Below are 9,892 nucleotides of genomic sequence, written 5' to 3'. Positions count from 1 at the left end.
ACTCAAGGCCGTAAAAACCGTCGTCAAAACCGGCGTGAGCGCGGAAACCAACTGCACAGCAACAGCATGACCAGCAGTAAGGGTGGCCGCCGCTGTCATGGCGGGACCAATCAGCAGCACCGCCAGGGATGGGCCGACCGTGACCGGCATACCCCGCGAATGGTGCTTGTTCGTCGTCGCCTCCGCGGGAACGACATAGTAGGTGCTTCCAGCGACGCCGATGCCGGCCCAAAACGTTTCCAGCAGAAGGCACCACTTGGTCAAAACCTTCTGGGGTTGGCGCGAGCAACAATTGCCCGACGGCACGCTGATCCTCACCTCGCCGTCCGGGCAGACCCACGTGACCACGCCGGGCAGCGCGCTGCTGTTTCCCAGCCTGTGCCATGCCACCGGCGGCATACCCGCCACCGAAGCCGAGCCGCCCGCGGACTACTGCGGCCAACGGACGGCGATGATGCCCAAACGCCGGCGCACCCGCGCCCAAAACCGCGCCCCCCGCATCGCCACCGAACGACGACAAAACCACAATGCCCGCATGAGCCGTCGGGCCAGCCGCCCGAGCTACTTCGGCCCCGCCCCACCGGGCGACACCGACGACGACCCACCGCCATTCTGAGGTGTCGGTGCTTGGCCCCCATCGGAAAATATCTTCATGCCCACATCGGGCTCGGAGAACTCCGAGCAACTTCCGCCCCTGGCCGCCGAAGACCACACCTGCCTCGAGTGCGGGCTCGTCTATTCAGAGATATCGATCGAAGACGCCGTCAGCGCTATTATCGGCCTGCCTAGCGCGGTCCGGGCGGCGGTCTCCGCCATCCCGGTTGAGGCGCGCCGGGTGCGCCCGCGCCCGCAAGTTTGGTCAGTCGCCGAGTACCTTTGCCATCTTCGCGATGTGTACATGGCCTTTACCATCCGACTGCATCGCGTTCGCGCCGAGGATCGGCCAGCAATGGAGCCGATGTTCAACGATCTCCGAGCCCGTCGATTCCGTTACAATGGCTGCGATTTCGAAGCCACCCTGGGCGAACTCGGCGCAGCCACAACAGGTTTCTGTGAACAAGTCACCCGTACCGAAGAGGGGGACTGGGACCGCATCGCTACTCGGCTGCCCGGCGAGGATCGGACAGCGCGTTGGCTGGTCCGGCAGGCGATGCACGACGGCGTTCATCACCTTGGCGACATCCGCAAAATTGGCGGCATCAGCGGGCCGTCCGCCACTTAAGAACCGTGGCAGGTGAGCGCCACCCGCGCTATCACGCTGTCGGAAGTCAATAGGTTGGTCTCGACATCGCCATAAAAGGAGCCGTCGTCGGGGCCCCAGTTGGCTGTCTGAACGACGGTGGCCCACACCGGTTTCCCGCCGAAAACTTTGGCGTTGTCCCCTACGTTGAAATTGCTGAGCCGTTGCGGATTTGACCCATCCGGACTCATCGTCCACCAGTCGGTGCCATGTGATGGGTTGCCGGCGTTGGTCATCCACAACACCTGCCCGTCCGGCGTGTAGCGGGGATGCTCGTTGTAGCTGTCGCCGCGGGTAAGGCGAGTGATCGCACCGGACTTGAGGTCGAGACGGTAGATCTGATTCTTCCAGAAGTTATGGGTTTCGAAATCGCTCGTGAACACCAGAGATGATGAGTCGGCGGAGAATCCGCCGCTCTCATTGAAGGCATCGCCGGCGGGGGAGACGGTACGAATGTCAGACAGCGAGGGCGTGCCATCCGGGTTGACGTTGAAGTCGGCGACCTTGATGACCCAGAACCCAGCGAAGCGATCAGGGTTGAGGACCCGGGGTACCTTGGTGCGCTCGGTCCATTCGAGCAGCCGACCGTCGGGGGAGAACTCCGGGATGATCGTGCCGTGGTCTTTGTCGGTCGGGAGGTCGGTGAGCTGCCACGCGTGTGACCCGTCGGCGCTGGCCACCCACAGGTCGGAGTAGCTACCCCAGCCGGGGGTAGCGACCACCGAGTCGCCCGGGTGATCCGGTTTCTCGGCCACAAACGCGATGAACTTGCCCGACGGGCTCCAGACCGGCGAACCGGCCGTGCGCTGCGGGAAGTTCACTGCGCCTGCCCCAAACTGTGCACGGTTCGCGCCGTCCGGCTTGACCGTATAGATGTGGTAATGGCCGTCGCTGCCCTTGGCGTTGTAGGCCAGCAGGCCGTTGGCTTTGGACCAGTCAGCCCCGAAGGCGCCCTTTTGGAACACTTGGTAACTGATCGGCGCGCCACATCCGGGCCGCCCAACTGATCGTCTCGGCACCGCACCGGAACCCGGATGCGAGGCCGGTAGGTGAACACATGACGTGCACAGCACGAAAACCAGCGCTAGACAAACCCGCAGGGTAGATACCGAACACCGGGACACCATGAGCAGGCGAGCCGCCTCTTTCGTCGCTTCGGCCTCGAATTTGGCTCTGAGCAGGTCTTCACCTAGACTCTAGGGGTTGCCGTGGGCAGACCTCGGCCGGCGTTCGTAAGCGTAACTAGTCGGCCCTGCGTGCCCTTCAGTGACGAAGACCATGCATGACAGGTCGGGTGGACTATGTCCGCTGACGTGCCAGTGCCTGGCTGTATACGTGAACCAGGTCAGGAGATCTAGTGATTCAGCAGGAATCGCGGCTGAAGGTGGCCGACAACACCGGCGCCAGGGAGATCTTGTGCATCCGTGTACTCGGCGGCTCGGGGCGGCGTTACGCCGGCATCGGCGATGTCATCGTGGCGACGGTAAAAGACGCCATCCCCGGCGGCAACGTCAAACGCGGTGAGGTGGTGAAGGCCGTGGTGGTGCGCACCGTCAAGGAGCGCCGCCGCGCCGACGGCAGCTACATCAAGTTCGACGAGAACGCCGCCGTCATCATCAAGCCCGACAACGACCCGCGTGGAACCCGCATTTTCGGGCCGGTCGGCCGCGAGCTGCGGGAGAAGCGCTTCATGAAGATCGTCTCGCTCGCCCCGGAGGTGTTGTAGGTGAAGATCCACAAGGGTGACACCGTCCTGGTCATCTCGGGCAAGGACAAGGGCGCCAAGGGCAAGGTGCTGCAGGCCTACCCGACCCGCAACAAGGTGCTCGTCGAGGGCGTCAACCGGATTAAGAAGCACACTCCGATCTCGACCAACCAGCGCGGAGCGCGGTCGGGCGGGATCGTCACGCAGGAAGCCCCGATTCACGTCTCCAACGTGATGGTGGTCGACTCCGACGGCAAGCCGGCCCGGGTTGGCTATCGCCTCGACGAGGAGACTGGCAAGCGGGTCCGAATCTCCAAGCGCAACGGCAAGGACATCCAGGCATGACGACTGCAGAGAAAGTTCAGCCACGGCTCAAAGCGCAATACCGCAATGAAATTCGGGACGCGCTCCATAAAGAGTTCAAGTACGCCAACGTCATGCAGATCCCGAGCGTGGTGAAGGTTGTCGTCAACATGGGCGTCGGTGACGCCGCCCGGGACGCCAAGCTGATCAACGGCGCCGTCAGCGACTTGGCCGCGATTACCGGGCAGCGGCCCGAGATTCGCAAGGCGCGCAAGTCGATTGCGCAGTTCAAGTTGCGCGAAGGCATGCCGATCGGCGCACGGGTGACCCTGCGCGGCGACCGGATGTGGGAGTTCCTCGACCGGCTCACATCGATTGCGCTGCCGCGTATCCGCGACTTCCGCGGGCTCTCGCCCAAGCAGTTCGACGGCTCGGGCAACTACACCTTCGGGCTGGCCGAGCAGTCGGTGTTCCACGAGATCGACGTGGACAAGATCGACCGGGTCCGTGGCATGGACATCACCGTCGTCACCTCAGCGACGACCGACGACGAAGGGCGAGCGCTGTTGCGGGCCCTCGGCTTTCCGTTCAAGGAGAACTGACCAGATGGCGAAGAAGGCATTAGTTAACAAGGCCGCCCGCAAGCCCAAGTTCGCGGTGCGCGGCTACACCCGCTGCGGCAGGTGCGGCCGTCCGCGTGCGGTGTACCGCAAGTTCGGACTGTGCAGGATCTGCCTGCGCGAAATGGCGCACGCGGGCGAATTGCCCGGCGTGCAGAAGAGCAGTTGGTAAAAGACCCAGAACAGGTGCGCAGCAGGCCCGAACCGGGAACCGTTGCGAGGAAGGCAACACCGCTGTCATGACGATGACGGATCCGATCGCAGACTTTTTGACACGTCTGCGCAACGCCAATTCGGCGTATCACGACGAGGTGACGCTGCCGCACTCGAAGATCAAGGCCAACATCGCCGAGATCCTCAAGCGGGAGGGTTACATCACCGACTATCGCACCGAAGATGCGCGCGTCGGTAAGGCGCTGGTCGTTCAGCTCAAGTACGGACCCAGCCGGGAGCGCAGCATCGCCGGTTTGCGGCGGGTCTCCAAGCCGGGGTTGCGGGTGTACGCCAAGTCGACTGGCCTGCCGCGAGTGCTCGGCGGGCTGGGCGTGGCGATCATCTCGACCTCCTCGGGCCTGCTCACCGACCGTCAGGCGGCCAGACAGGGCGTGGGCGGCGAAGTCCTCGCGTACGTGTGGTGAGGGGGTAATCATGTCGCGCATTGGTAAGCAGCCGGTTCCGATTCCCACCGGGGTCGAGGTGACGATCGATGGTCAGCACGTCTCGGTCAAAGGGCCCAAGGGCTCCCTGGACTTGACGGTCGCCGAACCGATCACCGTGGCCCGCAACGAGGATGGCGCCATCCTGGTCGCCCGTCCCGACGACGAGCGGCACAACCGTTCGCTGCACGGGTTGTCCCGCACGCTGGTGTCCAACCTGGTGACCGGGGTGACGCAGGGCTACACGACGAAGATGGAGATCTTCGGTGTCGGTTATCGCGTGCAGCTCAAAGGTTCCAACCTCGAGTTCGCGCTGGGATACAGCCATCCCGTGGTGATCGCGGCACCGGACGGTGTCACCTTCGCGGTCGAATCGCCGACGAAGTTCTCGATCTCCGGGATTGACAAGCAGAAGGTCGGCCAGATTGCGGCGAACATCCGTCGTCTGCGCCGCTCCGACCCCTACAAGGGCAAGGGCGTGCGCTACGAGGGTGAGCAGATCCGCCGCAAGGTCGGAAAGACAGGTAAGTAGTCATGGCGCAATCAAAAGCTGATACCGCCGCACCAAAGCCGGTGGGCCAGAGCGTGTCCGCCGAGCGGCGGAAGTCCCGGCTGCGCCGGCACGCCCGGCTGCGCAAGAAGATCTCGGGTACTCCGGAGCGTCCGCGCTTGGTGGTACACCGCTCGGCGCGGCACATCCACGTGCAGCTGGTCAACGACCTCACGGGCACCACGGTGGCCGCTGCCTCGTCGATCGAGGCCGACGTGCGGGGCGTGGACGGCGACAAGAAGGCCCACAGTGTGCGGGTCGGCCAGCTGATCGCCGAGCGGGCCAAAGCGGCCGGGGTCGAAACGGTGGTGTTCGACCGCGGCGGCTACACCTACGGCGGGCGGATCGCGGCACTGGCCGACGCTGCGCGCGAAAGCGGGTTGAAGTTCTGATGGCAAGCAACGACTTTGGAAGGACCGCATAATGGCGGAGCAACCGGCCGGAACGGCCGGCCAAGCGCCCGGCCACGGTGACACTCGTGGCGAAGGCCGTGACACACGCGAAGGCCGAGGCCGCCGCGATGACCGCCGCGGCGGTCGCGACCGCGACGGCGACAAGAGCAACTACCTGGAGCGCGTCGTCACCATCAACCGTGTTTCCAAGGTGGTCAAGGGTGGTCGGCGATTCAGCTTCACCGCTTTGGTCATCGTGGGCGACGGCAACGGCATGGTCGGGGTCGGCTACGGCAAGGCCAAGGAAGTCCCGGCCGCGATCGCCAAAGGCGTCGAGGAAGCACGCAAGAGCTTCTTCCGGGTGCCCCTGATCGGCGGCACGATCACCCATCCGGTGCAGGGTGAGGCCGCTGCAGGCGTTGTCCTGTTGCGTCCGGCCAGCCCCGGTACCGGTGTGATCGCGGGTGGCGCTGTCCGAGCGGTGCTGGAATGCGCTGGCGTGCGCGACATTCTGGCCAAGTCGTTGGGCAGCGATAACGCGATCAACGTGGTGCACGCCACGGTCGCTGCGCTCAAGCTGTTGCAGCGGCCCGAGGAGGTCGCCGCCCGACGCGGACTGCCGATCGAGGATGTCGCCCCGGCCGGCATGCTGCGCGCCCGGCGGGAAAGCGAAAGGCTGGCCGCCAGTGTGAACACCGCACGTGAAGGAACGACATAAAATGGCCCAGCTCAAGATCACCCAGGTTCGCAGCACGATCGGAGCACGCTGGAAGCAGCGGGAGAGCTTGCGCACCTTGGGACTTCGACGGATACGCCATTCGGTCATCCGCGACGACGACTCGCAGACCCGCGGGCTGATCGCGGCCGTGCATCACCTCGTCGAGGTAGAACCGGCCGACACGGCGGGAGGTAACACCAAATGACGATCAAACTGCACGATCTGGCGCCTGCGCCCGGCTCGAAAACCAAGCGCACCCGCGTCGGTCGTGGTGAGGGCTCCAAGGGTAAGACCGCGGGCCGCGGCACCAAGGGCACCAAAGCCCGCAAGAACGTACCGGCGACCTTCGAGGGTGGCCAGATGCCGATTCACATGCGGCTGCCCAAGCTCAAGGGCTTCCGCAACCGGTTCCGCACCGAATACGAAATCGTCAACGTCGGCGACCTCAATCGGTTGTTCCCCCAAGGCGGTTCGGTCGGTGTCGACGAGTTGGTGGCCAAGGGAGCGGTGCGTAAGAACTCGCTCGTCAAAGTTCTTGGCGACGGCAAGCTGACCGCCAAGGTGGATGTCACCGCACACAAGTTCAGCGGCAGCGCGCGGGAGAAAATCACTGCGGCAGGCGGGTCAGCCACCGAGCTCTAGGTCTGTGTGCGTGCGCCGAGCACGTCGCGAAATACCGCTTGGCGCAATGCGAGTTCGCGTGGATCGCTGCACAGGTGAAAACCCAGCCGGTTCATCACATACCCGAATCCCACACCGGTGTCGGGGTCGGCGAACCCGAACGAGCCGCCGAAACCTGGTGTGCCGAAAGCCTTGTCGGACGAGCCGAACAGACACAACTGCACCGGCTTGCACAAGCCCAGCGAGTACTCAATATCGACATTCATCACCCGGTCTCGCAATCCACGGCTTGGTGGGGCGGGCTGCGCCATGAGCTCGTCGCGCACGCTTGCCGTCAGGCCCAGCGCTTGATCCCCGGTCGCAGCGGTGCCGTAGAGCTGGGCGACTGCGCGGGCTGTTCCAATCCCGTTGGCGGACGGGATCTCGACAGCGCGCACATCGTCGCGGTTATAGTCGCCGGCCCAGGGGTTCACGTCGCGCGGAAGGCGACCAGCACGGGCGAGCAGTCCGACTGGGTTGAGCGACGCTCCGATAAGAGCGCTCGGCAAGACGCCGAGGTGAAGCAGGGATTCCGCGCGCGACCAGTGGTGCAGGTGTGCGACCCGGTCGCGGGCCACCGAATCCGGCAGTCCGATATGCAAGTCCAGCCCCAACGGCCCGGCAATCTCGTCGGCGAAAAAGCGGCCCAGCCTACGGCCGGCCGGGTCGGTGCGACGGATCAGCTCGGATTCGTACCAGCCCAGCGTGATCGCGTGGTATCCGTGCCGGGTACCGGGCGTCCACGCCGGCTTCTGGGCCGCGAGCATCGCCGAAAGCCGCACTGGGTCGGCGACATCCCGCACAGTCGGTGCTGGTTTCAGTACACACAGTCCGGCTTGGTGGCCGAGCAGCTGCCGCACCGTCACGTCGCCCTTGCCGGCTTGGGCGAATTCAGGCCAGTGTTCGGCAACTTTGTCGTCGTAGCCGAACAAACCTCGGGACACGGCCACCGCAACAGCAAGGGCGGCAACGCCTTTGGTCGTTGAGAACATGTTGACCATGGTGTCGCGCTGCCACGGCGCCTTGGCGATGCCATCGCGGTAGCCTCCCCACAGGTCGACTACTTTGACGCCATTGCGATAGACGGCGACAGCGGCGCCAACTTCATGCCCGCGCGCGAAGTTGGCGCGAAATGCATCAGCGACCTTGCCGTAGCCCTCGTCGACGTCCCCGTCGATCAACTCCGGCGACACGGTGACCTTGAGAACCATTGAGTCGTTATACCCCGATCGGCCGGTCGACGGTGGGCAAATGGGGCATCGGCTCAGCGCAGCTGCGGAACCACTTCTGCGGCAAGGCGTTCCATCTGCTCGCGATCCTCGGCGAGGTCACGGCCAACCGGGTTGAGCAGGATCATTTCGGCGCCGGCGTCGATGACGTCACGCAGCCCGGCTACGACGTCGTCGGGTGTGCCGGAAACCGGTACCGCCTCGATGCCCTGCATCGAGCCGTAGATGCGGTGCAAACCGGCGAGCACCCGCTCACGCGCTGTGGCGGCGTTGTCGTCGACCATCAGATAGACGCGTTTGCCGATGCTGAACTGGGCGGGATCCTTGCCCTGTTCGGCCAGCTCGTGGCGCACCGTTTTCACGGCCTCGCCGAATTTCGCGGTGCTCGACGACCCCGCGCCCAGGAACGCGTCGCCGTGACGCACGGCCCGGGCCAGGGCCTTGGGGGCCTGGCCGCCGAACCAGAGCGGCGGATGCGGCCGTTGCACGGGTTTGGGCTGGATCGGCAGATCGTTGACCTGACGGAACCGGCCGTCAAACGTCACCCTCCGCTCATCGGACCACGCCGCCTTCATCAACTCCAGACCTTCGGTGAAGCTGCTGATGAAGGTGGCCCGCTCTACCCCGAACGCGCCGAACTGGCGAAAGCCGCCGCCGGGTGCAACGCCGACGTCCAGCCTGCCGCGGCTGAGCCGGTCGACGGCGGTGACCGCCGAGGCCAGCTGGAGCGGATCATGCAACGACGAGACCAGCACGGCGACGCCCAGCCGGAGCCGCTCGGTGCAGGCCGCGGCGTAGGCCAGCAGTTCCAGCGGCGCCAACAGTGGCGCCTCGCCGACGACCTGTTCGAGCACCCAGCCGCCCTCGAAGCCGAGCTCCTCGGCCCGGCTCAGGTAGTCGCGCTGACCGGCCGTGTCGAAGCCGGCGGAATCGAATTGGTGGATCGAGATGGAGAATCGCACCCCGCCACCGTACGGCCCACCCTCCGCCGGCACGGCGGGGCCGCTGGTCATCGGTAGGCTCGACATATGTTTGCTTTCCTGCCCGACCCGCCGGGGGTTGATGAGGTCCGCGCCTTGGCTCGCCGCGTCGACACCGCCCGCCACCACGGTGTACCCAGAGGTTGCGTGCTTGAACTGGACGTGCGCGCGGCGCCGCCGGAGACCGGCGGCTTCGACCCGCTGGCGATCATCAGCGGCGGTGGCCGCTCATTGGTGCTGCGCGAAGCCATCTCCGCGTTGCACCGCGCCGCCGACGATCCCCGGGTCGCCGGCCTGATCGCCCGGGTACAGCTTCCCGCCGCCGCGCCGGGGCCGGTTCAGGAACTGCGGGAAGCCATCGCCGCGTTCACCGCGGTCAAGCCATCGCTCGCGTGGGCCGAGACTTATCCGGGAACACTGTCCTACTACCTGGCCTCGGCGTTCGGCGAAGTATGGATGCAGCCGTCGGGAACCGTCGGGCTGATCGGCTTCGCCACCAATGCAATGTTTTTGCGTGACGCGCTGGAGAAGGCCGGCATTGAAGCGCAGTTCATCGCGCGCGGCGAATACAAGTCGGCGGCAAACCTTTTCACGGAAGACCGCTACACCGATGCGCATCGAGAAGCCGACACCCGTCTGCTGGAAAGCTTGCGCACTCAAGTCTGGCAGGCGGTCGCCGGTTCGCGCAGGATCAGCCTGGATTCCCTCGATGCGCTGGCCGACCGTGCGCCGCTACTACGCGAAGACGCCGTCAGCTCGGGGCTGGTCGACCGGATTGGCTTCCGAGACGAGGCATATGCGCGTATCGCAGAACTTGGTGGTGCCGAAGGCCTTTCGCC

The 9,892-nt window shown here is 65.2% G+C and carries 16 protein-coding genes and 1 pseudogene; 13 read left to right on the top strand and 4 right to left on the bottom strand.

Annotated elements, in window-relative coordinates; translation table 11 throughout:
• Nucleotides 1-264: hypothetical protein (locus WB785_RS22650; RefSeq protein ID WP_424082025.1), on the bottom strand; the 264-nt coding region annotated here is incomplete at its 3' end.
• Here WB785_RS22650 and WB785_RS22645 point away from each other — a divergent pair.
• Nucleotides 218-616, top strand: a pseudogene (locus tag WB785_RS22645) (hypothetical protein); the annotation flags it as partial. The gene WB785_RS22650 and the pseudogene WB785_RS22645 overlap by 47 nt on opposite strands.
• A gap of 36 nt (nucleotides 617-652) precedes the next feature.
• Nucleotides 653-1,222, top strand: coding sequence for a DinB family protein (locus WB785_RS22640; protein ID WP_424082020.1), 570 nt, complete (start codon nucleotides 653-655; stop codon nucleotides 1,220-1,222).
• On the opposite strand, the gene WB785_RS22635 is transcribed toward WB785_RS22640, so the two are convergent.
• Nucleotides 1,219-2,205 carry a hypothetical protein gene (locus tag WB785_RS22635; protein ID WP_424082018.1) on the bottom strand — a complete coding sequence of 329 codons (987 nt, stop codon included), beginning with the start codon at nucleotides 2,203-2,205 and terminating at the stop codon, nucleotides 1,219-1,221. The genes WB785_RS22640 and WB785_RS22635 overlap by 4 nt on opposite strands.
• Before the next feature lie 392 nt (nucleotides 2,206-2,597).
• Between WB785_RS22635 and rplN the strand changes: the two genes are divergently transcribed.
• The 10 genes from rplN (at nucleotide 2,598) to rplO (ending at nucleotide 6,826) form a co-directional block, all read left to right on the top strand.
• Entirely contained in the window at nucleotides 2,598-2,966 is a 369-nt protein-coding gene (rplN, locus tag WB785_RS22630) for a 50S ribosomal protein L14 (protein ID WP_424082016.1), read from the top strand.
• A complete protein-coding gene (gene rplX / locus WB785_RS22625) occupies nucleotides 2,967-3,290 on the top strand; it encodes a 50S ribosomal protein L24 (RefSeq protein WP_424082014.1) in 324 nt (107 codons plus the stop codon).
• Nucleotides 3,287-3,850: a 50S ribosomal protein L5 gene (gene rplE / locus WB785_RS22620; RefSeq protein WP_424082012.1), complete on the top strand. Its 564-nt coding sequence runs from the start codon at nucleotides 3,287-3,289 to the stop codon at nucleotides 3,848-3,850. Before rplX ends, rplE begins: the two co-directional genes overlap by 4 nt.
• A 4-nt stretch (nucleotides 3,851-3,854) precedes the next feature.
• On the top strand, nucleotides 3,855-4,040 hold the full coding sequence (locus tag WB785_RS22615; RefSeq protein WP_424082011.1) for a type Z 30S ribosomal protein S14: 186 nt from the start codon (nucleotides 3,855-3,857) through the stop codon (nucleotides 4,038-4,040).
• A gap of 67 nt (nucleotides 4,041-4,107) precedes the next feature.
• A complete protein-coding gene (gene rpsH / locus WB785_RS22610) occupies nucleotides 4,108-4,506 on the top strand; it encodes a 30S ribosomal protein S8 (RefSeq protein WP_424082009.1) in 399 nt (132 codons plus the stop codon).
• Nucleotides 4,507-4,516: 10 nt separating this feature from the next.
• Nucleotides 4,517-5,056 (top strand): 50S ribosomal protein L6, encoded by a 540-nt coding sequence (rplF, locus tag WB785_RS22605; RefSeq protein ID WP_424082007.1) that lies wholly within the window; start codon nucleotides 4,517-4,519, stop codon nucleotides 5,054-5,056.
• A gap of 41 nt (nucleotides 5,057-5,097) precedes the next feature.
• Nucleotides 5,098-5,466 carry a 50S ribosomal protein L18 gene (gene rplR, locus WB785_RS22600; protein ID WP_424082023.1) on the top strand — a complete coding sequence of 123 codons (369 nt, stop codon included), beginning with the start codon at nucleotides 5,098-5,100 and terminating at the stop codon, nucleotides 5,464-5,466.
• A 31-nt stretch (nucleotides 5,467-5,497) separates the two neighbouring features.
• Nucleotides 5,498-6,184: a 30S ribosomal protein S5 gene (gene rpsE, locus WB785_RS22595; protein ID WP_424082005.1), complete on the top strand. Its 687-nt coding sequence runs from the start codon at nucleotides 5,498-5,500 to the stop codon at nucleotides 6,182-6,184.
• A 1-nt stretch (nucleotide 6,185) separates the two neighbouring features.
• Nucleotides 6,186-6,389, top strand: a complete 204-nt coding sequence (rpmD, locus tag WB785_RS22590; protein ID WP_424082003.1) for a 50S ribosomal protein L30 — start codon at nucleotides 6,186-6,188, stop codon at nucleotides 6,387-6,389.
• Nucleotides 6,386-6,826 carry a 50S ribosomal protein L15 gene (rplO, locus tag WB785_RS22585; RefSeq protein WP_424082001.1) on the top strand — a complete coding sequence of 147 codons (441 nt, stop codon included), beginning with the start codon at nucleotides 6,386-6,388 and terminating at the stop codon, nucleotides 6,824-6,826. The genes rpmD and rplO overlap by 4 nt, the downstream gene beginning before the upstream one ends.
• Here the strand turns inward: rplO and WB785_RS22580 are convergent.
• Nucleotides 6,823-8,055 (bottom strand): serine hydrolase domain-containing protein, encoded by a 1,233-nt coding sequence (locus WB785_RS22580; protein ID WP_424082000.1) that lies wholly within the window; start codon nucleotides 8,053-8,055, stop codon nucleotides 6,823-6,825. The two genes, rplO and WB785_RS22580, sit on opposite strands and share 4 nt — an antisense overlap.
• Nucleotides 8,056-8,108: 53 nt before the next feature.
• Nucleotides 8,109-9,035: an LLM class flavin-dependent oxidoreductase gene (locus WB785_RS22575; RefSeq protein WP_424082021.1), complete on the bottom strand. Its 927-nt coding sequence runs from the start codon at nucleotides 9,033-9,035 to the stop codon at nucleotides 8,109-8,111.
• A gap of 66 nt (nucleotides 9,036-9,101) precedes the next feature.
• Here WB785_RS22575 and WB785_RS22570 point away from each other — a divergent pair.
• Nucleotides 9,102-9,892, top strand: a 791-nt coding sequence (locus WB785_RS22570) for a S49 family peptidase (protein WP_424081999.1), incomplete at its 3' end; no start/stop codon positions are given.

The organism is Mycobacterium sp. (genome assembly GCF_049585075.1).
In the GTDB taxonomy this organism is placed as follows: Bacteria; Actinomycetota; Actinomycetes; order Mycobacteriales; family Mycobacteriaceae; genus Mycobacterium.
Note: the sequence above shows the minus strand (reverse complement) of the source record. Positions and strands in the feature narration are given on the sequence as shown.